At 44.1% G+C, this 26197-nt stretch carries 24 protein-coding genes; 11 read left to right on the forward strand and 13 right to left on the reverse strand.

Annotated features, from left to right (window positions below; genetic code table 11):
- The first annotated feature begins 49 nt into the window (after positions 1-49).
- The 3 genes from A8C56_RS02145 to A8C56_RS02155 all read left to right on the forward strand — a co-directional run bounded on the left by A8C56_RS02145 (position 50) and on the right by A8C56_RS02155 (position 2316).
- On the forward strand, positions 50-1000 hold the full coding sequence (locus tag A8C56_RS02145) for a hypothetical protein (protein WP_245645714.1): 951 nt from the start codon (positions 50-52) through the stop codon (positions 998-1000).
- Between the two features lie 73 nt (positions 1001-1073).
- The gene (purQ, locus tag A8C56_RS02150; protein ID WP_067751422.1) at positions 1074-1787 is read left to right on the forward strand and encodes a phosphoribosylformylglycinamidine synthase subunit PurQ; all 714 of its coding nucleotides are present in this window, start codon (positions 1074-1076) and stop codon (positions 1785-1787) included.
- A gap of 79 nt (positions 1788-1866) precedes the next feature.
- Complete coding sequence (locus tag A8C56_RS02155; protein ID WP_084490385.1) at positions 1867-2316, forward strand: protein-disulfide reductase DsbD domain-containing protein; 450 nt, start codon at positions 1867-1869, stop codon at positions 2314-2316.
- A gap of 160 nt (positions 2317-2476) precedes the next feature.
- Here A8C56_RS02155 and A8C56_RS02160 read toward each other — a convergent pair whose 3' ends face one another.
- The gene (locus A8C56_RS02160; RefSeq protein WP_067751428.1) at positions 2477-3040 is read right to left on the reverse strand and encodes a UbiX family flavin prenyltransferase; all 564 of its coding nucleotides are present in this window, start codon (positions 3038-3040) and stop codon (positions 2477-2479) included.
- A 301-nt stretch (positions 3041-3341) separates the two neighbouring features.
- On the opposite strand from A8C56_RS02160, the gene A8C56_RS02165 reads away from it, so the two are divergent.
- Both A8C56_RS02165 and A8C56_RS02175 read left to right on the forward strand, forming a co-directional pair.
- Positions 3342-3845 carry a hypothetical protein gene (locus A8C56_RS02165; protein ID WP_067751432.1) on the forward strand — a complete coding sequence of 168 codons (504 nt, stop codon included), beginning with the start codon at positions 3342-3344 and terminating at the stop codon, positions 3843-3845.
- 527 nt (positions 3846-4372) lie between these two features.
- Entirely contained in the window at positions 4373-4777 is a 405-nt protein-coding gene (locus A8C56_RS02175) for a hypothetical protein (RefSeq protein WP_084490386.1), read from the forward strand.
- A gap of 69 nt (positions 4778-4846) precedes the next feature.
- Here the strand turns inward: A8C56_RS02175 and A8C56_RS02180 are convergent, their stop codons facing one another.
- Together A8C56_RS02180 and A8C56_RS02185 are read right to left on the reverse strand one after the other, a co-directional pair.
- Positions 4847-6106: an aminotransferase class I/II-fold pyridoxal phosphate-dependent enzyme gene (locus A8C56_RS02180; RefSeq protein ID WP_067751437.1), complete on the reverse strand. Its 1260-nt coding sequence runs from the start codon at positions 6104-6106 to the stop codon at positions 4847-4849.
- A 240-nt stretch (positions 6107-6346) separates the two neighbouring features.
- Positions 6347-8779: a penicillin-binding protein 1A gene (locus A8C56_RS02185; protein ID WP_067751439.1), complete on the reverse strand. Its 2433-nt coding sequence runs from the start codon at positions 8777-8779 to the stop codon at positions 6347-6349.
- A gap of 206 nt (positions 8780-8985) precedes the next feature.
- On the opposite strand from A8C56_RS02185, the gene A8C56_RS02190 reads away from it, so the two are divergent.
- Positions 8986-9759, forward strand: a complete 774-nt coding sequence (locus A8C56_RS02190; protein ID WP_067751441.1) for a phosphosulfolactate synthase — start codon at positions 8986-8988, stop codon at positions 9757-9759.
- The gene (locus A8C56_RS02195; RefSeq protein WP_067751443.1) at positions 9759-10490 is read left to right on the forward strand and encodes a shikimate dehydrogenase family protein; all 732 of its coding nucleotides are present in this window, start codon (positions 9759-9761) and stop codon (positions 10488-10490) included. Before A8C56_RS02190 ends, A8C56_RS02195 begins: the two co-directional genes overlap by 1 nt.
- A gap of 65 nt (positions 10491-10555) precedes the next feature.
- Here A8C56_RS02195 and glmM read toward each other — a convergent pair whose 3' ends face one another.
- The gene (gene glmM, locus A8C56_RS02200; RefSeq protein WP_067751445.1) at positions 10556-11944 is read right to left on the reverse strand and encodes a phosphoglucosamine mutase; all 1389 of its coding nucleotides are present in this window, start codon (positions 11942-11944) and stop codon (positions 10556-10558) included.
- A 127-nt stretch (positions 11945-12071) separates the two neighbouring features.
- Positions 12072-14036, reverse strand: a complete 1965-nt coding sequence (locus A8C56_RS02205; RefSeq protein WP_084489942.1) for an LTA synthase family protein — start codon at positions 14034-14036, stop codon at positions 12072-12074.
- Positions 14037-14189: 153 nt separating this feature from the next.
- Here A8C56_RS02205 and A8C56_RS02210 point away from each other — a divergent pair, with 153 nt between their 5' ends.
- Complete coding sequence (locus A8C56_RS02210) at positions 14190-14807, forward strand: phosphatase PAP2 family protein (RefSeq protein ID WP_067751450.1); 618 nt, start codon at positions 14190-14192, stop codon at positions 14805-14807.
- The gene (locus tag A8C56_RS02215; protein ID WP_067751453.1) at positions 14807-16102 is read left to right on the forward strand and encodes a hemolysin family protein; all 1296 of its coding nucleotides are present in this window, start codon (positions 14807-14809) and stop codon (positions 16100-16102) included. The genes A8C56_RS02210 and A8C56_RS02215 overlap by 1 nt, the downstream gene beginning before the upstream one ends.
- Before the next feature lie 224 nt (positions 16103-16326).
- On the opposite strand, the gene A8C56_RS02220 is transcribed toward A8C56_RS02215, so the two are convergent.
- Entirely contained in the window at positions 16327-16845 is a 519-nt protein-coding gene (locus tag A8C56_RS02220; protein WP_084489944.1) for a DUF6702 family protein, read from the reverse strand.
- 78 nt (positions 16846-16923) lie between these two features.
- Here A8C56_RS02220 and A8C56_RS02225 point away from each other — a divergent pair, with 78 nt between their 5' ends.
- Together A8C56_RS02225 and A8C56_RS02230 are read left to right on the forward strand one after the other, a co-directional pair.
- Complete coding sequence (locus A8C56_RS02225) at positions 16924-17505, forward strand: HupE/UreJ family protein (RefSeq protein ID WP_067751456.1); 582 nt, start codon at positions 16924-16926, stop codon at positions 17503-17505.
- Positions 17506-17514: 9 nt separating this feature from the next.
- Complete coding sequence (locus A8C56_RS02230; RefSeq protein ID WP_067751459.1) at positions 17515-19875, forward strand: M1 family metallopeptidase; 2361 nt, start codon at positions 17515-17517, stop codon at positions 19873-19875.
- Positions 19876-20106: 231 nt separating this feature from the next.
- On the opposite strand, the gene A8C56_RS02235 is transcribed toward A8C56_RS02230, so the two are convergent.
- The 7 genes from A8C56_RS02235 to A8C56_RS02275 all read right to left on the reverse strand — a co-directional run bounded on the left by A8C56_RS02235 (position 20107) and on the right by A8C56_RS02275 (position 25861).
- Positions 20107-20985, reverse strand: coding sequence for a TraB/GumN family protein (locus tag A8C56_RS02235; RefSeq protein ID WP_084489946.1), 879 nt, complete (start codon positions 20983-20985; stop codon positions 20107-20109).
- A gap of 87 nt (positions 20986-21072) precedes the next feature.
- Complete coding sequence (locus A8C56_RS02240) at positions 21073-21441, reverse strand: DUF6515 family protein (RefSeq protein ID WP_157097835.1); 369 nt, start codon at positions 21439-21441, stop codon at positions 21073-21075.
- An 83-nt stretch (positions 21442-21524) separates the two neighbouring features.
- Positions 21525-21935 carry a DUF6515 family protein gene (locus A8C56_RS02245; RefSeq protein WP_067751466.1) on the reverse strand — a complete coding sequence of 137 codons (411 nt, stop codon included), beginning with the start codon at positions 21933-21935 and terminating at the stop codon, positions 21525-21527.
- Positions 21936-22475: 540 nt separating this feature from the next.
- Positions 22476-22988, reverse strand: coding sequence for a hypothetical protein (locus A8C56_RS02260; RefSeq protein WP_067751474.1), 513 nt, complete (start codon positions 22986-22988; stop codon positions 22476-22478).
- Between the two features lie 104 nt (positions 22989-23092).
- Complete coding sequence (locus A8C56_RS02265; protein ID WP_067751477.1) at positions 23093-23404, reverse strand: hypothetical protein; 312 nt, start codon at positions 23402-23404, stop codon at positions 23093-23095.
- Positions 23405-23493: 89 nt separating this feature from the next.
- The gene (locus tag A8C56_RS02270) at positions 23494-25296 is read right to left on the reverse strand and encodes an ABC transporter ATP-binding protein (protein WP_179946957.1); all 1803 of its coding nucleotides are present in this window, start codon (positions 25294-25296) and stop codon (positions 23494-23496) included.
- Positions 25297-25495: 199 nt separating this feature from the next.
- Positions 25496-25861: a hypothetical protein gene (locus tag A8C56_RS02275; protein WP_157097836.1), complete on the reverse strand. Its 366-nt coding sequence runs from the start codon at positions 25859-25861 to the stop codon at positions 25496-25498.
- Positions 25862-26197: the final 336 nt, after the last annotated feature.

Below are 26197 nucleotides of genomic sequence, written 5' to 3' on the forward strand. Positions count from 1 at the left end.
TGTAGTTGTGATTGGAACTTTTAAACAAAAAAACCCCGGAAATCTGATCATGATTTTCATTTTGGGTATCCTGCTCAAATTGCCGTGGTTGTTTGGAAAGTCTGCTGTTGTTATCCGCCCGCAGGACGGGTTTTTGTACGACCGGTTTATTAAGTTCCTGGAACCCCTTGCAGCCGTTTTTCCATCTGTATATGGCACTCTTGCTTTCCTGCTGATCTTCTGGCAGGCATACCTGCTTACTGTTTTTATCAATAACCAGCGCCTGGTTAACAGGCCCAATTATCTGGCAGGGATGGCATTAATGCTTATTTCTTCTTTTATTCCGGAATTCAACTATTTATCGGGCCCGTTGATCGTTTCCCTTCTTTTTTTGCTGGGATTTATCTCCATTTTCAGAGCGCATAATCATCCTAACGCCAGGGGGCTGATCTTTAACTGCGGGTTAGCATGCGGGCTGGCCACCATGTTTTTTCAGCCGGCTGTTTTCTTTATTTTGTGGGGCCTGATTGCGCTGGCTGTTTTACGGCCGTTCCGTTTTAATGAATGGCTGCTTCTGTTCATCGGGTTTACGGCGCCGTATTATTTTTATCTCATTTACCTGTTCCTGTCTGGTCAGTGGTCCACCGTTACCTCCATGATAGAACCTTTTAGTTTTGGCATCAGCCTGGAAAAACAGTCACTGTGGTTTGCCGGAGCCTTGTTTTTAACCATTTTGCCACTTCTGGCAGGTATTTACTATATCAATGCCCTTTCATCAAAAATGCTTATCCAGATACGAAAAGGGTGGGTACTCTTTCTCCTGTATTTTGCAACCGCTGTTGTAATTGCACTGGTAAATCCCGGACCAGGCTTTGCAAACTGGGTATTGATCCTTGTTCCCTGCGCGGCTGTTCATGCTTTCGGATACCTGAACAGCGAGGTGAGGATTTATCCTGTGCTTTCGTTTTGGCTGACAGCAGGGTATATTATAGCCATTGAGGTAGCAGGCAGGTTTGCCTGAGCTGCTGCTTAAATTGAATTTAAAATGAGGGACGCATTAGCTATCTTTGCTTTTTAACCGAAATCAATCAATAATGAAATTTGGAGTAGTCGTTTTCCCCGGATCCAATTGTGACAGGGATATGCTGGATGCTTTACAATATGACCTGAATCAGGAAGTGGTTCCTTTATGGCATAAGAGCGAGGACATCGGCTCTTTTTCAACGGAAGACTGTATTGTATTGCCCGGAGGATTTTCTTATGGCGATTATCTGCGCTGCGGCGCCATTGCTCGCTTTAGCCCTATTATGAAGCGGATTATTGAATTTGCAGAGAACGGAGGTAAAGTGTATGGTGTTTGTAACGGTTTCCAGATCTTATGTGAATCAGGGCTGCTGCCCGGAGCCTTATTGCGCAATGAACGTCAGCAGTATATCTGCAAAAATGTGTTTATAAAGGCAGACGGATTTTACAGGGAACGTATTTTGGATGATAAAGCGGTTTTCAGTGAAGTATATAAAATACCGGTTGCCCATGGAGAAGGGCGTTACTATGCAGACACGGCAACACTGGAACAATTAAAATCCAATGGCCAGATCCTCTTCCGCTATTGTAATGAAAACGGAACGGAAACACCCGAAAGTAATCCTAATGGCTCTATTGATCATATTGCCGGTATCAGTAATGAAGGGCGGAATGTTTTTGGGATGATGCCGCATCCGGAACGTGCCTGCAGCTCGGTTTTAGGCAATGAGGATGGTAAAAAGATCCTGACCTCCCTGTTAATGGCCAAGCAACTGGTTGCTTAATTTTAACGTCATTGGTTAAACCATCCTTTTCAGGAATTGTAAAAAAAGGCAAACCTATTAAATGATTAAATTATACTTAATGAAGCATATTTTCTTTGGAGTACTGGCTGTATTGACCGTTGCAGCCGCAAGGGCACAGGACCCGGCAAGCTGGAAATTTTCTTCTAAAAAGGTGGGCGATAAGGTATACGAAGTACACATGGTGGCTACGCTGCAAAACGGCTGGCATTTATACTCACAGCAGCAGCCAAAAGAGGCGATCGCTTACCCTACAAAATTTGATTTTACCAAAAACCCGTTAGTGGTGCGTACCGGAAGCGTTAAGGAAATGGGCAAAATGCAGAAAGTGCATGATGCTGCTACGAATTCCACAGCTTATCAATATGGAAATACGGTAACATTTGTTCAAAAGGTAACGCTGAAGGCAAATGCAAAAACATCGTTATCCGGAACTGTTGAGTACCAGACCTGTGATGACAAGAAATGTTTGCCTCCCAAGAAAGTTCCATTCCATATTCCCCTGGGATAAACAAAATAACCAGGGCCAACCAAAAAGTCCCTTTTGTCGTGCTGAATTTATTCCAGCCTCTAAAAGGGCGTCTGATTGTGAATGGATTCTGAAACAAGTTCAGAACGACAATCTACTATAAACAGATTTTTTGATCAGCACCTACTTATAATTGAATTTTTTACTTTTCAGTGCCCCATCTGTAAGACGGGCTGTCAAAGCCGGCAAGATCCAGCACCCGGTCTACCACAGTATCCGCTACAGCTTCAACCGTTTGGGGTAGGCTGTAATAGGAAGGAGTTGCGGGGCAAATAATACCTCCTGCAAGGGTTATGGTTTCCATATTACGGATATGAACAAGATTATAAGGCGTTTCCCGCACCACGCAGATCAGCTTTCTTCGTTCTTTTAAAATGACATCAGCTGCACGTGTAATCAGGTCGTTGGAAATACCGGCTGCAATTCTTCCCAGTATGCCCATTGAGCAGGGAATAATGATCATAGTATCATACCGGCCGCTTCCGGATGCAAAAGGTGCATGAAAATCGGTAACTGAAAAGCAGGGAAATGCCGCCGTTTTAAAAGGGGTTCCTGTTTCTACCTTCCAGACCTCCCGTGCATTATCAGTAACAATGATTGAAACCTGTTCCCACTGATCTTTTAATTGCTGGAATTTTGCAAGTAATCTGGCCGGGTAAACAGATCCGCTTGCTCCCGTAATGGCTACGACAACTTTTCTTTTCATCTGATTTTTAGTTCATTAGGGATTTGGGATTAGAAAAAATCATAATAAAATGTGAAAATTGCTAATCCGCCTGATATTGGCCTTGCAAAATAGGAATTAAAGTTCTAATTTTGAAAGTGAATTTTCATAGGATAAGGTTTAATGGTTAATGGTTTTTGATGAAGGTCCCCAACGTGCACAATGTTGGGGATTTTTTTTATCCTGCTTTATTTTAAATTGATTGCTCGGAATAGACGGATAGTCTTTTTTAAAGGTTGCATCAGTGCATTTATTTTTGTAATTTTCTTAAAATTGATTCAATATGATCATTAGAATTTTTGTGGTTTCACTGGGCCTATTGTTACTGACAGCCTGTAAAAATCCGGAGGCAAAGAAGCCTGAAGTGCCGGCAGACAGTACCGTCAATGCGGATACCAGCAATCCTGTTGCTGCTCCTCCTGAAAATAAGGATACCTCAACTGTAGCGGATATACACAGTAATAACGATTCTGTTATTTATTTAAACGCGTCTGGCAGGTTAAGCGACCTTACCGTTGACATTAAAAAAGATTATCAGCGGGTATATATCAGTGTACCGGTTAATGATACCAAAAAATTAAATGCCGTCTTAAAGCCCGAAGGAAAGAACAGGAACGTGCGTTTTAACCAGATTGAATTGCCTGATAAAAAAACGGATGGCCCCTTTGGGCTTAGTGTAGCATATTCTACCAAAAAGAATGGCACTTATGGTTTAATCATTGGCAGAAATAATATGGCCGAAGGAACGGTGAAAGGCCCGGTCAATGTTCATATTGTATTGGAATAACAGGTTGGGAACTTCCTTCCTGTCTGGGAATTGGAAGCAGATTTATACGGTTACCTGCAACAGCCCTTTACGGGGCTGTTTTTTTATGTTGGATGTCATACAGGCTTGTTTTGTAAAATGCTTATAATGAGGTGTTTATAGTTTTTAAAAGCAAGGTTAACACCCTATCAGCATTAAAATATTGGTTTGGGCTGGCCTTTTTGGCGCTGTAGCTTTGTGGTATCAATTTAAAAAAGCGGTGCTATACAGGGCACCAATTGAGCTCACCAATCTGATTTGCTTGTCTCGTTTTGTTTGCCGCCAGGCGATATTGGCCGATGATGAAAACTTTATAAAAATTAAAACAAAAGGAGACGTAAAATGAAAAATTTAATTTCCAAAGCAGCAGATGTGGCCTACCGGTTAGGAGTTATTTTTTCAAACACCTTAACCACAAGGAACATCTACAGCAAATAATCAGTATAACAAAAAACAAACAATATTATCCAACCTGTCTGCTAACTGCAGGCTTTAAAATGAAAATGATCATGAAAAAAATTACAATTAAAGCAAAAGTATTATCCATTGCCCTTGCAGCAATTCTTGCAACAACTGCAACTACTGTATTCGCAAATGACGGCGGCGCTGATAACCCTATTGAATTAAAATACATCAATACAAAAGCTCAGCTGCCCATTTACCAACTGCGTTTAAACAACCTGAGTAAAGGTTCTTATGCAATTGCGATCAAAGACGAAACCGGCAGTTTATTGTACAATGAAACAGTAGCTGGCGCTAAAATAGTTCGTAACTATCAGTTTGATGCTGAACTGCCCGCTGATACCCAACTGACTTTTGAAGTGAGCAACTTAAAAGACAATACTGTAAAGGTTTATAACGTTAGCAAGAACACAAAAGTTGTTGAAGACGTTGTCGTGAACGAAGTAAAATAATTCGGACAATACTCCTAAAAAAAGCGGTCTGTCAATACCCGACAGACCGCTTTTTTTTGCTGGAATCTTTTATTTATGCTCAGCCATGTCTGGTATAGCATTTGTTTTGTAAGCGCCGGCATCCAGTTTTTCTTTGACAGCTGAAAAAGCTTTTAAGGTAGCTTCAATATCGGCATCTGTATGCGCTGCTGTGGGTATCAGGCGGTAAATAATATGTCCTTTGGGAATAACGGGATATACTACAATAGAGCAGAAGATCCTGTGGTTTTCCCTGAGATCCATAACCATAGCAGTAGCTTCTTCTACGCCGCCTTTCATATAAACCGGCGTTACCACTGAATCTGTGGTACCAATGTCAAAGCCTCTGTCTTTAAGGCCTTTTTGCAGTTTCAGGGCATTGTCCCAAAGTTGTTGTTTTAATTCCGGCTTTGTGCGCAGCAACTCAAGCCGTTTCAGGTTGCCGATTACCAGCGGCATGGGCAGGCTTTTTGCAAAGATCTGGCTCCTGATATTGTAGCGGATATAATCGATGATCTGGCGGTCGCCGGCAATAAAAGCGCCGATAGATGCCATTGATTTTGCAAAAGTGGAAAAATAAATATCGATCTGATCCTGTACGCCCTGTTCTTCTCCGGCCCCGGCTCCTGTTTTGCCTAATGTACCAAAACCATGTGCATCGTCTACCAGCAGGCGGAAATTGTATTTGCTCTTGAGAGCAGTGATCTCTTTCAGTTTGCCCTGGTCGCCTGCCATACCGAACACTCCTTCCGTAATAACCAGTATGCCGCCCGATTTTTGTTTTTCGATCAGTGCTGTAGCACGTTCCATCTGCTTTTCAAAGTCTTCAATATTATTGTGCTTGAATACAAAGCGATGCCCCGGGTGCAGGCGCAATCCGTCAATAATACAGGCATGGCTTTCTGCATCGTATACAATTACATCATGGCGGCTGCATAAAACATCAATAAGGCTTACCATTCCCTGGTAGCCAAAATTCAGCAGTATGGCATCGTCCTTATGCACAAAAGAAGCCAGCTCTGTTTCCAGTTGCTCGTGCAGGCTGGAGTTGCCGCTCATCATCCGGGCGCCCATTGGTAATGCAAGTCCAAATTGAGCAGCGCCCTCCGCATCTGCTTTCCGGACCTCCGGATGATTAGCCAGGCCCAGGTAGTTGTTCAGGCTCCATACAATAACTTCTTTCCCTCTGAATTTCATGATGCTTCCGATTTCTCCTTCCAGCTTGGGGAAGGCAAAGTATCCATGAGCTCTTTCGCGGTGCTGTCCAATAGGCCCGTAATTTTTTATCAGCCGTTCAAAAATATCTGCCATATCAATGATTGATTTTTGGTAAAATAATGTGCAAATATAAAGACGATGCAGGATATAATGCCTTTCGGGCTTATTTCAGATGGTTGAGCCTCTGCCAAGTCGCTGGAAGGCGCTGGCGGTAAACCTGCCCGGAATAATCCGGAACGCTTTTGGTGAGGTTGGAACTGCAGGGATGCGATTGGTATTATCAACAAAAAAGCCCTGCGCAAATAAATATTGCAGGGCTTTAAAATTTTTATATTAGGGATGCTGATCAGGATTTTTCTTATCCTTTTTACCAAAGATTCTGTTGAACAATCCTTTTTTCTTTTTCGGCTCTTCCTGTGAGCCTATGGGTTTGCCCTGGGTGGCTTTTGGGGGTTCTTTTTTGGTGGTATCCTTTTGCGGTTTGTCCTCGTCCATGATCGGTTTGGATTCAGGCCCGATATACTCATTGTTGTTCTGCATGTAATCCTGTTCTGTGCCTACACCAGCGTCTTCCCCTTCCGCGGTAGGTGTTACGCTGTCGGAAGTAACGTACATGGATGGATCTGCACTTAAAAGCTCATTATCCATGGAGGGGGGCTCGGGGAACTTTTCATCTTTATTAATCCCTAAAGACTTATCCGCATATATCTTTTTAAAGAAGGCTTCCCATATGGGCCTGGCTGCTTCACCGCCAAACCCGCCTTTACTGTCATTACGGATAAAACGGTCATCGCAACCTACCCAAACACCTGCCAGCAACTGGGGCGTAAAGCCCATGAACCAGGCATCAGCGTTATCATTGGTGGTACCTGTTTTACCCGCCATTTCTGCTGCGCCAAGGCGGGCGCGCAATCCCGCAGCAGTTCCTTTATCTACCACCCCCTGCATCATCCGTGTCATTATATAGGCCGATGCTTCGCTGATGGCTTCTTTACGATTGGCGCTATAATCAAAGCGTTTGATCACATTGCCGTTCCGGTCTTCTATACGGCTGATGAAATAGGGCTTTGTAGAAAAACCACGGCCTCCGAAAATGGAATATCCCCAAAGCATTTCAAAGAGCGACAGTTCACAGGAACCTAATGCAATGGAAGGGTAATTGGGCACTTTTGTAGGAATATTGATGCGTTGTAAAAAGTTAACGAACTGCGCTGTTCCTACCTGCTTCATGATATAAGCGGTGGCGCAGTTCTTTGACCAGGCCAGGGCTGAAGCCATCGTCATAGTACGGCCGGAACAGGTTCTGCTTGTTGCAGGCACTAACTGCCCGTTGCCAAAGTCCTGCTGCACATCTTCAACGGGTGAATCGGGCGTCATGCCCCTTTCATCAACAGCCTGTGCATACAGGAGCGGTTTTATTGTAGAGCCTACCTGCCGTTTTGTTCGGATATTGGCATGGTCATATTTATAGGTTTTAAAGTCAATACCCCCTACCCAGGCCCTAACTTCTCCTGTTACAGGATCCATTACCATAAAGGCCGACTGTACCATTGTTCTGTGGTATTTAATCGAATCATAAGGGGTCATTACTGTATCCTTACTTTTATTGGCATTCCAGGCAAAGACCTTCATGGGCACCTTTTTAAAGAAACTTGCACGGATCTCTTTGTCGGTAAAGCCGTCATCTGCCATATTCCGCCAGCGGTCGCTTTCCTTCATGGCCCGTTGCAGGATGTTCTCATGCCCCTTCCATACGGAGCCATCTTTTATAAATGACTGGCGTACCAGTGCCCGCTGAAGGTTGGGCACCTGTGCATATACAGCTTCCTCTGCATATTGCTGCATTAAAGGGTTGATAGTGGTATATATCTTTAAGCCATCTTCATAAAGACTGTAAGAGGAGCCGTCTGGCTTTTTCAGATCTTTCAGGATCGATTTCAGTTCATCGCGCAGCACATCCCTGAAATAAGGTGCGTATCCGGTATTTTCATCGATCTTCTTATAGTTTAATTTAATAGGCATTGCCTGCAACTGCTGGCCTTCTGCGGCTGAAAGATTATTGTTCTCTACCATACGGGCAATGACCAGGTTTCTCCTGTCCATAGCCAGCTTCGGGTTCCTCCTGGGGTTATAGATACCGGGACCGTTGATCATGCCTACCAGCAACGCGGCCTCATCTACCGTTAAACGGTCCGGCTCTTTCTGGAACCATGTTTTTGCTGCGTTCCGGATGCCATATACATTATCACTGAACGGAACGGCGTTCAGGTATAAAGCAATGATCTCTTCTTTTGTAAAATTTCTTTCCAGCTTTACTGAAATGATCCATTCCTTTAATTTCTGGATAACGCGCACTGCTTTGTTGCTGGCTCTCTGGTTAAACAGTGCCAGTGCCAGTTGCTGGGTAATGGTACTGCCTCCGCCTTCACTGCCAAACAAAAATATAGCACGGAGGGTGCCCTTTAAATCAATGCCGGCATGATCATAAAAACGTTTATCCTCGGTTGCCACCAAAGCATTGATCACATTGGGAGAAATGTCTTTATACTTTACCAGGGACCGGTTGCCGTTTGGTAAATAATATTTTCCCATCGGGGTTCCGTCAGCCGCCAGCACCTCGGAAGCCTGGGTGATGGTTGGGTTTTCCAGCTCTTCCATAGAGGGCATCTTGCCAAATACCCCCCAGTTAGCCAGAAGGATTGTAAGAATACCAAGACCGAATAAAATGAAAAAGATCTGCCAGAAAATACGAACGGATTTCCGCATATAAAAAAGAATATTATGTTTACAATAAAATCAGGAACCAAAAATAAGTAAATGCCACTCCATTCACTGATTTTAAGTTAATAATTTAAGTTGGTTTTATCAATTACCGGATCTGATTTCCTGTTTTTTCCATATTTATAAATGCTTTAATTGAGTTAAACTTGAGCAAAATAGTTACATTTGTTGCCATTAATAACTGAAAGCGAATGAAGTTTAATTTGTCGCAGATGCCGGAAAGGACAGCTCGTCCACGTACAAATGGCATAACAATGGTAATGGACAAGGGGCTGAGTGTTGATGAAGCTAAAAGTTTTATGAGTGTGTCTCACCCGCACGTAGATGTGGTAAAGCTGGGTTTTGGAACTGCCGTGGTAACCCCTAACCTGGAAGACAAGATTGAAGTCTATCGCTCCTATAATATTCCTGTATATTTTGGCGGCACCTTATTTGAGGCGTACCTGGTACGGAACCAGGTAGAGGATTATATTGCGATCTGCAAACATTTTGGTATTGATTATATGGAGGTTAGCGATGGCTCCATCAGCATTCCCCATGCTGAAAAGTGCGGGTATATAGAGAAGCTGACCCAACACGGCACGGTTTTAAGCGAGGTAGGCAGTAAAGACGCCACGCATATTATTCCGCCTTATAAATGGATAGAGCTGATGAAGGCCGAACTGGATGCCGGCTCCAGCTATGTGATTGCAGAGGCCAGGGAGGCTGGTAATGTAGGTATTTATCGCGGAACAGGTGAAGTACGGGAAGGTTTGGTGCAGGAGATCCTGACCCAGATCCCTTCGGAGAAGATCATCTGGGAAGCGCCCCAGAAAGCACAGCAGCTCTATTTTCTGGAGCTGATCGGCTGTAATGTAAACCTCGGAAACATTCCCCCTAACGAAGTTATAGCGCTGGAAGCCATGCGTATTGGTTTGCGCGGGGATTCGTTTACATTGTACCTTGATAATAAAACCGCTTTTTAATGCGTTTATATGGTCTGATAGGGTTTCCTTTAAGCCAGTCCTTTTCAAAGAAATTCTTTTCTGAAAAGTTTAAAAGGGAAGGAATAACAGACTGCAGTTATGAACTGTTTGAAATTCCTTCGATCACGTCACTTCCTGATATTTTGGCCCGTTATCCTGAATTAAAAGGCCTGAATGTGACCATACCCTACAAACAGGAGGTATTGCCATATTTACAGGAAATTGATGGTGAAGCTGCCTCTATCGGAGCCTGTAACTGTATTAAAATTACCGGGGGGCATCTGAAAGGGTATAACACAGATGCAAGCGCTTTTGAAGTAACACTTCTGGAACAACTGCAGCCACATCATACACAGGCACTGGTACTTGGTACCGGCGGAGCAGCAAAAGCCGTTCAGTATACTCTGGAAAAACTAGGGATCGCGTATAAGTTGGTGTCAAGATTCCCCGGCGAAAATGCGCTTTCCTATAAAGACCTTGATGGTGCTGTAATGGATGCCTATCCGCTCATCATCAACTGTACACCACTGGGCAGCTTTCCCAAAACCGAGGGCAGGCCCGATCTTCCTTATGATCTTATTACGCCGCGGCATTACCTGTACGACCTGGTTTACAACCCGCCGCTTTCTTCCTTTCTGAAAGAAGGGCAGGAACGGGGCGCTGTTATAAAAAACGGGTATGATATGCTGGTGGGCCAGGCGGAACTGAGCTGGAATATCTGGAGGACGTAGGCTGTAACCTATAATCGATGGTAGTTCAGTACCCACGTTTCAACGTCCCATTCCCTCTTCAGCTTCTACATGTTTTCCTTAATATCCTGCATCAGCTTCTGGGCAATATTCCTGGCTTTTGTTTCATAATCGCTTTCAGAATAAATGCGGATGATGGGCTCTGTATTCGACATTCTTAAATGCACCCAGTCGTCGTCAAACTCTATTTTTAGCCCGTCTTCGTCGTTCACGGGCAGTTTGCTGTATTTCTGTTTGATCTTTGCAAAGATGGACGGCAGGTCAGTGCCCTTATCCAGCTCTATCTTATTCTTGCTGATAAAATAATCAGGGTATTGTCTTCTTAAAGATTTAATACTTCCTTTCTGGGTGGCCAGATGGCTCAGGAATAAAGCGATCCCGATCAGCGCATCCCGCCCGTAGTGGAAATCAGGAACAATAACCCCGCCATTGCCTTCGCCACCAATTACCGCATCAACCGCTTTCATTTTAGCAACAACGTTTACTTCGCCCACAGCGGATGGGTAATACTGCCCTCCATGCTTCAATGTTATTTCTTTCAGCGCTTTGGTGCTGCTCATATTGCTTACTGTGTTTCCTTTGCGTTGCGAAAGCACGTAATCGGCTACAGCTACCAGTGTGTATTCTTCCCCAAACATACTTCCATCTTCATTTACAAAACAAAGACGGTCCACATCAGGGTCTACTGCAATGCCCAGGCTTGCCTTTTCCTTTACCACTGCGCTGGACAGTTCGCTTAAATGATCCGGTAACGGCTCCGGATTGTGTGCAAAGTTGCCGGTAATGGCTGCATTCAATACAATGATGTCTTCTACTCCCAGTGCCTTTAATAAGGCGGGTACAAAAAGGGCCCCGGTAGAGTTAATGGCATCTACTACTATTTTAAAGTTCTTTTTTGCAATGGCTGCTTTATTAACCAGCGGGTAGGCAAGGATGGCATCAATATGCTTTTGCAGGTAGGTATCATCCGGCATTACAGTGCCCAGCTTGTCAACACCTGCAAAATCAAAATTTTCAGCTTCTGCAATCTCCAGTAATTCTTTTCCCAGCGCTGCGGAAATGAACTCCCCGGAGCTGTTCAGTAATTTCAGCGCATTCCATTCTTTAGGGTTATGGCTGGCGGTAAGGATAATGCCACCATTTGCTTTTTCCATCGGAACGGCAATTTCCACGGTTGGGGTGGTACTTGGCCCCAGGTCTGTTACATCAATGCCCAAAGCGGTTAACGTAGCTGCCACAAGATTGCTGACCATGGGGCCGCTGATGCGGCCATCCCTTCCAATAACCACTTTCAGTTTTTTTTGTTTATCAGCTGATTTTTTGAGGATCGTACCGTATGCTGCTGTAAATTTTACAATGTCTACCGGCGACAGTGTTTCGCCGGTCTTTCCACCTATTGTACCACGGATTCCGGATATGCTTTTTATTAAAGCCATGTTTTCACTTGTTTTTATCCGGCATATATTGCCGGGCTGCAAAATTAAGGAGCGCGCCTTAATTTTAAGGTGTTGTGGATAAGATTGCTGAAAATTTAAGCAAACGAATGTTGTTTATTAAACAGGCTTATTTATTGTTAACCAGCAGGTACTGAGCCGTTAAATAGTAGGCCCTGGCCAGTTCGCCCATTTTTTTCCTGATAACGGACAGTTCCGGAGCAGTATAACGGGCTGTTGTATCCAGGGGTACCAGATCTTCTTCAGAAAATTCCAGGTTTTTGACATAATAGAACTGGTCATTAACGATCCCTATTTTACCCGCAGTATTGGTAATAAAGGCGATATTTCCTTTTTTGGCAGGGTTCAGTAAATCTCTTCCCAGTGTGGAATTGGTATAAGGCCGTTGTACCAGGCCGGCAATGGTGGGCAACACATCAATCTGGGACACCGTTTCTTTCCGTAGCTGCGGATTGACCAGGTAAGGAGCATAGATCAGAAAGGGAACATGCTCATCAGAAAGCCGCTGACTGGTCCAGGGCATAGGATATACTGACGTGGCATTTCCGGCTACCCCGTGATCGCCGATAAATACAAATATGGTATTGTGAAAATACGCTTCCTTACGCGCTGCTTCTATGAATTGCTGAATACAGTAATCGGCATACCGGAAGGCATTGTATTCGTTTAATGATTCAAACCCGTTAGCGGCCAGCTCCTCATTGGTGATGCTTTTTTTGACAAAATCACTGTCTGTTTCGGGTATGGTATAGGGCCGGTGGTTATCGGATGTTTGCACAATAGCAAAGAATGGCCGTTGCTGTTCTTTGAACACCTTATTGGCTGTAAGGAAAAGGTCTTTATCACTGACGCCCCATACATTTAACCGGGGTGCATGAATAGTTGCTTCTGTATGCAACTGGAGACTGTCGATGTTCTTTAAAAGCCCTTCAAAGTTATTGAACTCCGGGTTGCCGCCCAGGAAATAGTGTTTTGAATAATCAGTAAAATCATTAATAATGGTCCTTTGGTCAAGCGCATCCGGGTTCCGGGTCGAAAATTTGAACAGTTGCACATCCGGGATACCTGTAATAATGGCAAATAACCCGCGTGCCGTAGAAAAATGCGGCGTAAAACACCGCTCAAAAAAGATTCCCTTTTGGGATAATGAATCAAAATAGGGGGTAGCATCCAGCTTATTTCCGCTCATAGAGCTTTTATACATGCTGTAGGATTCACAGATCACCAGCACAATATTGGGTTTACTTTCAATACCGGTGGCATAGGGCGCCACAGTTCTTTGAAAACCAAAAGGAGCGTTTGAAGGGAATTGCAGGAAGTTGGCCATGATGCGGAATGATTCGCGGGCTCCTTTTTCGTTTACAACAGGCTTTCTCAGGCGCATCGTTGAAAAAAAATTCTGTAACGGGTTTAAGGCCAGGTAGGTTTTAAAGCTATCTTTTAAAGCAAAAGCATCCTTCCATTTGAGCGGCTTATTGTCGACCTTTCCGTAGATCAGCAACGCCATAATGATAGCAGTAATTACAAAGGGCGGCTTACGATGGGCAATTGCTTTTCCGTCAGTAAGATTGATGACCTGCCAGTGGCTTTTGTTCAATGCCCATTTAAAGCAGATAACAGCGGCTGCCAGACCTATTAATATCCATATTAAAGGGTAGGTCTGCCAGATCATGTTAAGGGAAATGCCCGGATCTTCTACAAAGTTCATGGCCCCGGCGTCCAGACGGGTACGGTTATAAGAAAAGCTTACCAGGTCGGCTATAAAAAAGAGGAATAATAAAAAGCTGGCCACGGCAAGATACCAGGTCCAGAACCGTTTATTTCCGGCAGAATAAAAAGGAGAAAAAGAGCGCTGGTAGCTGAACAGGATAATCGGTAGCAGGAATATGGAAACCCAGCGCAGGTCATATTGTATACCCAGAATAAAAGCGGGAATACAGTCTGTAAACGAAATACCCGGAGGCCTGAACGCGAAGAAAGTAATCAGGCGAAAAATAAAAAAAAGCCCCCCTAATACAATGCCCATATGAATGACCCACAGGATGGTCTTGGGTAGTTTAAGTTTCGCTAACATCAGAATACAAACTTAGCCAAAAGTTTACAGGTGAGCGTATTTAATAGGATGGATGGTGTGCTGGAGTTTTGGGCAAACCGGCACTTAGCGGGTACTGGTTTCAGTTTCTGAGCCTTTTATCCCGGAGAACTGCTAATCCCTTACTTTTGCTGTATGGGCGGGTTCCTGTATATTCCTTTGCCGGACTGGTGGGTAAAGCCAGACCGGTGGCTGTTTGAACTGATTAATGTAAAACTGGCCAACCCGTTCATGGACTGGCTGATGCCCCTGTTCCGGAACCCGTTCGTATGGGCACCGGCCTACCTGTTTATTGTGGTTTTTGTGCTGGTGAATTTTAAAAAACAGGGTAGCTGGTGGTTGCTGTTATTTATCTGCACGGTTGCCAGCACTGACCTGATAGGAGTGCATGCTTTCAAAGATGTTTTTGAGCGGCTGCGGCCCTGTAATGACCCGCTGCTGGACGGGCATATAAGAATGCTGCTGGGACGTTGCTCCGGCGGGTTCAGTTTTGTATCTAACCACGCTATTAATCATTTTGGTATCAGCACTTTCTTTTTTGTCACCTTTCGCTCATTTTTTAAATATGCCTGGGTACCGCTTGTTTGGGCCGGTATCATTGGCTATGCCCAGGTTTATGTAGGCGTTCATTATCCTTTTGATGTATTGGGTGGCCTGCTTTTAGGGGTCCTCATCGGGTTCTTTTGGGGCAACCTGTTCAATAAAAGATTTGGATTTACTATCTTCGATAAGCAATCAACCGTATTAGATTAATGGAATTATTCATAATAGCCTTATTGATTTTACTCAATGGACTATTCTCAATGGCTGAAATAGCCCTTGTATCAGCCCGGAAAGCACGATTGGAAGCGCAGGCGGGCAAAGGAGACAAAAAAGCAGCAGAAGCGCTGAAGCTGGCAAATCACCCGGATATTTTTCTTTCCACCGTTCAAATAGGAATTACACTTATCGGTATTTTAACAGGTATTTATTCCGGGGAAAAAATGACGGGGCATATTGTTGGGTTCCTGCAAAAATTTCCGGCAATTGCGCCTTACAGCAAAGGCATTGCCACCACCTCTGTGGTGATCATTATCACTTATTTTACGCTCATTTTCGGAGAGCTGGTGCCCAAAAGGATCGGCCTTTCCAGCCCGGAGAAAATTGCCAAATTTGTGGCAAGGCCCATGAAATGGATCAGCGTGGTCACTTATCCTTTTATATGGCTGCTTACCAAATCCAGCGGGCTGATCGGGAAGCTACTGAATATTAAAACAGAAGATAACCAGGTTACGGAAGAGGAAATTAAGGCCATGATCAGCGAAGGCACGGAGCAGGGCACGCTGGAGGAAACAGAGCAGGAGATTATAGAGCGGGTCTTTCATTTGAGCGACAGGAATATTACATCTTTAATGACGCACCGGAGCGATATTGTTTGGTTCCATGTAAATGACACAGCAGAATCCATCCGGGAAAAAATACTGAAAGAGCCCCATTCTATTTACCCGATCTGTGATGGAGAGATTGACCATATAAAAGGAGTGCTTTCCTTAAAGGATCTGTATACCAATAAAGATACGGTTCCGTTTAAAGACCTGATGCGGCCGGCGCTTTTTGTTCCGGAGAATAATACAGCCTTCCGGGTGATGGAAAAGTTTAAGGAATCACAACTGCACTCCTGTTTTATTGTAGATGAGTATGGAAGCGTGCTGGGCATGATCACGCTGAATGATATCCTTGAAGCCATCATTGGTGATATGCCGGAAGAAGATGAGGATGATTATGAAATTACGGAACGGGAGGACGGCTCCTACCTGGTAGATGCCCAGATTCCTTTTTATGATTTCCTTTCCTACTTTGACAAGGCAGAATGGATGAATGAAGGAGAGCAGGAATTTGATACGCTGGCAGGTTTTATTTTGCATAAGCTCAAACAGATCCCTTCTACCGGTGATAAACTGGACTGGAACGGGTTTGATTTTGAGATAGTGGATATGGACGGGCACCGTATTGATAAAGTGCTGGTAACAATCAGCCAGGAACTGAGAGACGGTATGGAGGAAGAATAGGTCGGGGGCGATAGTCCATGGTTGATGGTTCATAGTTCATGGATGCGGGATGCTTATACCGGATGCTCGATGTTGCCGGTCCTTGATACCGGCTTTCTGATGCTGATAACTGACCTGTGATAGCTGAATAATGGCCCATAGTCCATGGCCCGTGGTTTCACCTGATGTTTGATTCTGAAGACTGAAAACTGATAGCTCAATTCTGATAGCTCAAATCTCAACCCTCAAAAACTGAACTGCAGCTTCCTGTCCGGGTAATTCAGCTTGTCGCTTTTTCTTTTTCCGTTAACAATGAAATGTACAATATTCATCTGGTCCTCAAAGAGATCATAGAGAATGGTATTTTCCACAGTTATTTTCGGGGGGGCAAAGCCGGCGGCATCAGCAATTGTATAAACATATACGGCTTCATGATCTATTTCCCACCCGAAAAACTTCAATGGAAGGATCCTGCCATTGCTCCGCACGCTTAAATGAGTGGTAATGTAGCGGGTAACCAGGGCGTCCATTTGGGGTTTGAATGCCTTATCGCTAAAATCGGCTTTGGTCTTGTAAATGCGTGCCAGTACGTTCTCAAAATCGTCTGTAAACAACTTACTGCTTATTTCCAGCCGGTTATCTTTTGCATTGTATTCTATTTCAGAAGCGCTTACATGAAACGGGTGGAAGGCCGGTTTGCTGAACGCCGCAAGCAGGAAGAACAAAAAAAGACCGGGAACCCACTTATTGATCATTTTTACCATTGGTACAAATTAAATTCAGTAGTGTAAAGATGGTAAATTATATTTGATAATGGACTGCACAAAATTGACGCGCGTTATATGAACAGTTTTTTATTTTATTTTGTTGAGGGATGGAAGCATATCATCAGCCGGGATGCGCTGGATCATCAGCTGTTCATACTGGCACTGGCCATTATCTATACGCTCAAAGACTGGAGACGGGTATTGATCCTGGTTACAGCCTTTACTATCGGCCATTCGCTTACGCTGGCTTTGAGTGTATTTGACATTGTAAGAGTTCCATCAGACTGGGTGGAATTCCTGATTCCTGTAACCATTGTACTGACAGCTTCATGGAATATGATCCGCAGGCAGCAATTAAAAAAAGTAAATACCAATTATTTCCTGGCTTTATTTTTCGGGCTGATCCATGGTTTGGGCTTTGCCAATTCAATCCGGATGATGCTGGCAAGCGATCAATCCATGGGTATGGGACTGTTTGGCTTCAACCTAGGGCTGGAAGCAGGCCAGGTAGTGGTTGTGCTGCTGATCTTACTGATTACTCAATTGCTGCTGAACGGAATAAGAATTCCGCAGAGAACCTATATTTTTGTGGTTTCGGCTATTGTATTAATCCTGTCCGCCAAAATGGCTGTTGAACGGATACCTTCATTATCATAAACTGGCATGATGAAAAAACTTTATCTGGCTATCTTTTGCTTTTGCGCTGTAACTGTACAGGCACAGAACATTCAGAACAATCCCCAGAGCAATCACGGAAATAAATTTGAGCAGTTGGGCACTATATTGCCAACACCCAATGAATACCGTACAGCAAGCGGCGCCCCGGGCCCCAAATACTGGCAGCAGCGTTGTGATTATGTAATTAAAGCAGCACTGGATGAAAAGGGCCTGCAACTGACCGGCAGCGAAACCCTGAATTATTTTAATAACTCACCGGATCTGTTAACGTATATCTGGATCCAGCTGGATGAGAATGAGCACAGCAATGTTAATAATGCCAATTATCAGAGCAGCTCTTCCCTGCCGGAAGTGATGACCGATAAAATGGTTACCCGTATAGAAGAAGCAGCAGGCCCGGACAATGGCTATGGTCATAAGATAAAGGCGATCACGGATATGAACGGCAAGGCAATTCCCTATACGATCAATAAGACCATGATGCGGGTGGATCTGCCCGAAGCTTTAAAGCCGGGTCAGCGTTTCCGGTTCCAAATAGACTGGTCTTATAAAATTTCCGATCGCATGACTTATGGCGGCCGTGGTGGGTATGAATATTTTCCGGAAGACGGCAATTACCTGTTTACCATGACACAGTGGTACCCACGGGTATGTGTATATAGTGATTTTCAGGGCTGGCAGAACCATCAGTTTACCGGCAGGGGAGAATTTGCTTTAACCTTTGGTAATTTTGATGTGGAAGTAACAGTGCCGGCAGATCATATTGTAGGAGCTACCGGCGAATGCCAGAACTATCCACAGGTGCTGACAGCTGCCCAACTGGAACGGTACAAACAGGCATCCAATGCAAAAGAGCCTGTTGAAATTGTTACGTTGGCAGAAGCCAAAGCGGCTGAAAAGCATCAAAGCAGCCAGACCAAAACCTGGCACTTTAAAGCAGAGAATGTCCGCGACTTTGGATGGACCTCCTCCCGTAAATTTATCTGGGACGGTATGGCCCAGCTTATTAACGGCAAGAAGATCATGTGCATGAGCTATTATGGCAAAGAAGCATATGGTTTATACCGTAAGTTCTCTACACGGGCAGTAGTGCATACCATTAAAACGTATTCCTCCTTTACCTTCCCTTATCCTTACCCTGTGGCACAAAGCGTGGAAGCCGCAAACGGAATGGAGTACCCCATGATCTGTTTCAATTACGGGCGTACTGAAAAAGATGGCACGTATAGCGAAGCCACCAAGAACGGTATGCTGGGGGTTATTATTCATGAGGTAGGCCACAACTTCTTCCCGATGATCGTTAACAGCGATGAGCGGCAGTGGACCTGGATGGATGAAGGGTTAAACACCTTTGTGGAATACCTTACGGAAGAATTATGGGATAATAAATTCCCCACCAAACGGGGCCCGGCCTGGACGATTGTTGATTATATGAAGCTGCCAAAGAATGAGCTGGAACCGATTATGACCAACTCCGAGAATATTGAGCGTTTTGGGCCCAATGCCTATGCCAAACCAGCAACAGGATTAAACATCCTGCGTGAAACCATTATGGGGCGTGAGCTTTTTGATTTTGCCTTTAAAGAATATGCGCGGCGCTGGGCCTTTAAGCACCCGACTCCGGCAGATCTGTTCAGGACAATGGAAGATGCCAGCGGCGAAGATCTGGACTGGTTCTGGCGGGGGTGGTTCTATGGAATTGATCCCGTTGATATTTCACTGGACTCTGTAAAATTTGCAAAGGCCGACCTGGATAGTAAAGTACCCGGCTCCAGGAAAATAACCACAGCGATGACTCCCCCCGCATTAAATGATTTTGATGATATCTCCAAGATCCGTAACCGGGAAGACAAGAGCATTACCTTTTACACGGATGCAGATAAAGAAGCGCGTGATTTTTACTGGCGCTATGACCGTGGCCAGGAAAAATATGATTCCACCAAAAAAGTAAGCTTTGAACTGCCGCAAACGGTTACGGCGCTTACACCGGGAGCAAAAAAGCAGCTGGCGGGAAAATATTTTTATGAACTCAGCTTTTCAAATAAAGGCGGCATGGTAATGCCCATTATTATTGAGTGGACGTATACGGACGGATCAAAAGAAACGAACCGTATTCCTGCGCAGATATGGAGACATAACGAGCAGCAGGTAAAAAAATTGTTCCTGAAAGATAAAGAGGTAGCTTCTATCCGACTGGATCCTATGCGTGAAACGGCGGATATCGATGAATCCAATAACGTGTGGAACACGATGCCTGCACCTACAAAATTCAGGGCCTACTCCCAAAAACAAGGGCTGGTGCGCGGACAGAGCTTTGGCACGAACCCCATGCAGCAATCCAAACAATAATTAGGGGCATTGAGTACAAAAGTGGTTGTATTACAGAGGTAGTGATCTGCGTATTCCCCATACACATTTTTGAAGGGGCTGTATCAAAAGTCGCTTTAACAACGGAATGTCGTTCTGAACTTGTTTCAGAATCTATTGATAATCGTATGTGATTTTTAGATACCGGATCAAGTCCGGTATGACAATAATGACTTTGGATACAGCCTGTTTTATAGTTCCGGTAAATCCTGATTAATCGGATACAGGCGTTACCGTATATCCTTTTTCCCTTAGCAAATGGATGAGACCATCAGTGCCGCCCAGATGCCCGGCACCTACTGCAAAAAGCGTTGGGCTGTTTTTCATCTTATCCGGCATCAGGGTGACCCAGTTCCTGTTCCGTTCTTTTAATAATCGTATTTCCTGGCCTGTATTCATAAACTCCGGGTTATTCATTAACGCCGTCAGCTTCGTTAATTGTTCAGTTTTATAATAGGTTACCAGTTGTTTCATATAGGCAGCAGAGCTGTTCAGTTCCTTTAGAGAGCCAATTAATTCATCAATCGTGTTCATGGATCTTATAAGGCCTATCTGAAAATCGACTGATTCCAGGTGATCCAGTTTTAATGAATTGGCCAATGCCATATTATATAGTTCCTGTTCCATCATTTTTACATTTCCGCCGCCGGAACAATCGATCGTTTTTATGGTCAGCATGGACATAAGTCCAAAGGGAGAGACAAATTTCAACGCTTCCGCTGTAAGCCTGTTTTCTTTAAACAGGCTGTCCAGGATGTGCATTTTTTCTGCGTTCAGCGTATCCAGTATACCGGGTACCGGTTTCATCAGATCCAGCAGCTTTTCGGATCCTTCTGTATTATTGACATCTGCTTCAAATGTTATAGTCTTTACCAGTTGCATTACAGCCCTGACCTTGGGTTTTATTTCAAAATCTGATGCGCACAGCACATGCATGGTGCCCAGTAAATAGGAGGGTGCGGGCAAATGATTACCGCTGATCCGCCATAATACGGAATTGCCTTCCTGGGCATTCAGGTAAATAGCCGGAGCACATAGCAGCAAGCCGGCAATAGCCAAAAAGATCTTTATTTTCAGCAACTGATTTTTCATAGTCAAAGTTATTTACAGATGGCTCCAAAAGAATCATAAAAAAAGCGGCCGGTAGCCAGCCGCTTTTGTTTTTAGAAGGGTCACCTGCTAATTATTACCCTTTGTTACTTCGTAAACAGTTCTGCCATCCACGATAACGGGTTTGTAATAAGTTCCTGCCGGCGATACGTACTGTCTTTTCCCGTCAACAGTTATAGATTTGCTGTTTTTAGGTAATTGATCAAACTGATCACCTATCTGTGGCCTGTTATCATATACGGCATTATTATCATTACCGGTAACTTCTGTTGGCTGATCATCTCCGTTAATATTATTGTTATAGGAGTTATTTGCGGGAGCCTGCTGGTAGTTAGTATTGTCTTCGTTGTTATCCTGTTCATTTTCAATATTTTCGGATGCCTCAGCCCGGGCTTTTTCGGCCTCATCAACATTCAGCTCCCCATTAGTGCCTACCACCACATAGTATTTGTGTCCGTCATTGGTTACATCAGCAGAAAAATAAGTGCCATCAAACTCATAATAATTCTGCCCGTTAATTTTTACCAGGCGTGCCCCCTGGGCAACTGATCCAATGTTCCTCCTAAAGGTGGCGCTACCACTTCATAACCTTTATCATTGTGCACATAGTAGGTATTGTCGTAATAATAATACGGAACGCCTCCAAAATAAAACCGGGTATACCCAACCGGCAGTGAATAAAAGAATGCACCTACGGCAGGGAACCCTACACCTACAGAAAAACCTGGGCGGTACCTGTATCTGTAATACGGCCTGGGGCCCCAGTAACCACCAATGCCCACACCAACAGATACTCTTGGTGCCGGTCTGTAATGATGATAGCGGGGTCTTGGCGCATGAACATACCTGCGGTATTGCGCAAAGCTGTCGGTTGCCAGCAAAAGCAGGATACCCAACAAAAACATACCGAATTTTATAACATTCTTGTTCATAGTTTTTATTTATAATAATTTGACGATAATATCTTTTAAAAGTGTAGTATTGGGATATATGGAAAATGATAAAATAATGCTAAAACTTTCCTGGGCAGTCTAAAACCAAAACAATAGCCGAATACCTGAAGGGCTGCGGGAAGTAATGAATTATGGTATGATCGGGTATGTGGTACCGCATACCCTTTATCCCGGAGGCTATTACTGTGTGCCTGATTTGCGGGTGCCATTTATAAGCATAGCGGCTCAAAAGAACTTTATAGCAGTTTACCATATGGGGCTGTATATAAATGAGCCGCTTATGGAATGGTTTATTGCCGGGTTATAAAGCTTTTTTCAAAAAAAACGGATATGGGCAAGAGCTGCATCCGGTTTAAAAACCCTAAAACAATTCCGTTTGGACTGATCGGCGAGCTTTCAAAAAAGATTACTGGAAAAGACTGGATTGCAATGTATGAGAACTACATTGTGCAAAATAAAAGCTGCAGACACCTATATAGCCTGCAGCTTTAGAATATGCTTTATAAGCGTGCATTATCATTATCTGCGCCCGCCACCGCCACGTCCACCGCTGAATCCGCCACTGCTGCGCATCGGGGCGCTGTATGAACGTTGTGGTGCTGACTGTATTCTTTGAGGAGCAGACTGCATTCTTTGCATATTAGCATTGGAACGACCGTTATTACCGTTCCTGTAAGTATTTGCGTTAGAGCGGCTGTTACTGTAGTTCCTGTAAGCGTTTGCATTGGCGCGGCCCTGGTTGCGTGCTGCGTTTGCCCGGGCTCTCGAATCATTTCGGCCATAACGACCAGCAGGTCGCCTGTAATAGTGACCATTCCGATAATAATAATTATTATAAATGCCACCATAGTAACCATAATAACCCGGCCAATACCCGTAACCGTAATATCCCGGGTAATAACCATAATCATCATAGTAATACCCGTCGTTGGCCGGATAATATGCGTCTGCACAGGAACTGAAACCAATCACCACCAGTGCAACAAGCCCCAGTACTGCAGCCTTTGATTTTTTAAATATTGAGGTTTTCATTTTGAAATTTGGATTTTTTGTACCTGTAAAGTTAAACCAAAACTTTATATCAATTTTGAAGTCGCCTGTCAGGGAGTGAATTTAGCGCTTTTTTAAACCCTTTTTTAATATTTTCCCCGTCTGTGATGCCCCGGTGCAAAAGCTTTTGCTGACCTGTGGCCATAATATTTTTTAGCATGACCAGGAGGTAAGTGGCGATAATGGGTTACATAATACCGGTGCCCCGGATAATAGTGCCGGTGATAATAATACGTAGTTCTATAGGACACCGGGTAATACACCACTCTCACAGGCCTGTAATGCCGGTGATGATACCTGCTGTAATAACGTTTTTCATGCCGATAATTTTGCGCATTTGCCTGAACAGCGCCCAATCCCAACAACGCCAGCAGCAGTAAAAACAACTTCATTTTCATAATAAATTCATTTTAGGTAACGGATTAAAAGTTATCACTTATTAGACGTTGAAAGGAATGCAGGCGGGTGTTAACAAAAATAAAAAACTTTAACTGATAGACTGGGCAATACGCGCCAGGTTCAGGCTTCTGGCTGCTGCATCAAAGATCTCTTTATACGGGCCTGCTTTTTCAACCAATTCTTCATGGGTGCCCTGCTCCACTACTTTGCCCTGTTTCAGTACGTAGATCCTGTCTGCGTCTACAATTTGGGAAATAGAATGGGAAATAATTACGACTGTGCGGTTTTTCTTTATGGCGTCAAGACTGTTTTTGATCTGCTCCGTAGCAATAGCATCTAAACTGGCGGTTGGCTCGTCTAAAAAAATGATTGGCGGATCTTTCAGGAATAAGCGGGCAATTGCAATGCGCTGCTGTTGGCCGCCGCTCAATAACTGTGCATCACTTTTATATTGTAACGGCAATTCCATGATCTGATCGTGCAGGTACGCCTTTTTTGCAGCTGTAATGATCTCATTTTCCGTAGCATTTATTTTCCCGTAGCGGATGTTGTCTTCAACTGATCCCTTAAAAATGTGATTTTTCTGCAGCACCAAACCGATTTCATCTCTTAATAACTGGTTGTCATATTCATTCAGGTCAACCCCATCCAGCAGAATGCTGCCATTATCCGGCGAATAGAATTTATTCAGCAGGCTAAGGATGGTACTTTTCCCTGCCCCGCTCAAGCCTACTAAGGCCGTCGTTTTGCCGCCTGTTATTTTTAAGCTGACATCATGCAAGGCCTGTGTGCCATTCGGATAGGTAAAACTGACGTGCTGCATTTCAAAGTTGCCTTTTGTGACGGCTTCCCGGTAAGTGCCTGATTGCTCTGCTTCTTCTGCGGCATCCAGTATCTGGAAAAAAGCTTCTGCATAGATCAGCGAGTCGTTAACATCATCATAGATCCTGTGCAACTGGCGAATCGGGGCTGATACATTATTGAAGAGCATAATGTGCAGCATGATGGCGCCAATGCTTATCTGATGGTTCAATACAAGATAGGTGGTAAGGATAATGATCAGCACTACACCGATCTGCTCTATAAATGATTTTACACCATCATAACGAAAGTTGGTCTTACGCGTGTATAACTGGTCCTGTGTAAGCTGCTCCTGTATTTCCAGCTGTTTTTTTTCTTCGTAAGATTCGCGTACAAAGCTTTTGATAACGGTAATAGAATCGATCAGGTTTAAAAGACCGTTATTTTTGTTTTCCCGCCCTTTCCTGAGCTGGCGGCGCACTCCCTGCAGTTTTTTTGCCTGACGGCTGCTTACATAAAAGTAGGCGGGTAAAATAATGGTGGCAACCAGGCCAACGTATATATTGGCCATGTACATAATGATCAGCGCCAGGATGGCATTCGAGAACAACGGAAGAATATCAATAAAGAAATTCTGTACCAGCTTGGTAAGACTTTCCACGCCCCGGTCGATCCTTGTCTGCAGCCGTCCGGATTGATTTTCGGGTGCTGCATAAAAGCCCATTCCATAAGAAAGGATGCGGTGAATAGCAACCTCCGAAAGGCTGTTGCTTACATTGATGCGGATCTTTTCCCCATAATATTTCTGCCCGAACTGGATAAAGATATTGACAATCTCCTTTGCAAAAAGAACAACCGAGATCAGCAGCAGCAACCGCGTACCCTCCTGCATAGGGTTACTTTGTTGTAAAAGCGCATCTACATGGTCTACTGTATATTTTAAAATAAGCGGATTTACCTGTGCAGCCAGCGAACCAATTAGCGTAAGCGTCAGTGTGCCTAACACCATAGAACGGTAGGGCCTTACAAAGGGCCAAAGCTGCCGGACAATATTTACTAAGCTGAGCGTTTTTGTGAAAGGCTTCGCCATATTGGGTTACAAAAAATTACAAATAGGAACTTTAAATTATGGTTTGCAAGTTACTGATTTCAGGCAATCAAAAGCTACGCAAGTAATGCCAGGAACTGTATACCTGCAGGTATAGCAAAAATCCGGCTGTAAACCGGATTTTTTAGGTGCAGCATCATTGCTGCTTAATTTATGTTTAAACAATTGTGTGGTTTGAAAATTAAAAGCCTAAAGGCACTCCTACCGCAATTGTTAAAACGCCTCCCCGCGGGTAAGGCCGGTAGGGTCGAGTATAATAGTAACCATTACCAGAGTAATAATAACGGCTCCTGTAGTATTTTTTTACCTGACCCGGGGGCATTTTTCTGTAATAGCCATAATTGCCATAGTTATGGTGATATCTACGGTCCCTTTCCTGGTCATCACCTCCCCGGTAATAGCTGTACCTGTTATCCCGGTTATGGTGGGAGCCCTCTCTGTGGTCATGTTTTTCATACCGCCCCCAGTCCTTTTTTTGTGCGTTTGCTGGCTGGGCGCTAAAAGCAATAGCCAATACCAGCATACCTATCAATAATTTAAGTTTCATAAAAACGGATTTTGTGGATATAAAAAATTTAAAAATAAGAAGCAATTTAACGGCTAAAAGTTGTTAACAAAAGCAGAATGTTTGGAAATAAGAAAGGGGTTTGAGGATTGAGTCTTCAATCTTTAATCAGCCGTAAAATGAGCTGCGTTAATTATTGGGAAAATAGGGCCTGCAGAATACGCAGGTGCAATCAGTTGGAAATCTATTGCCCAAGGGGATGGCTGCATGATCCGGTAAGATACAACTGCGCCCTAACGACCTGTTTGCCATAAACGACGGACCGCTCACAAATAAGAAGATGATGGCCTGGTTCCTGATGGCCCATTCCCTGGTCAC

The organism is Niabella ginsenosidivorans, from assembly GCF_001654455.1.
GTDB lineage: Bacteria > Bacteroidota > Bacteroidia > Chitinophagales > Chitinophagaceae > Niabella > Niabella ginsenosidivorans.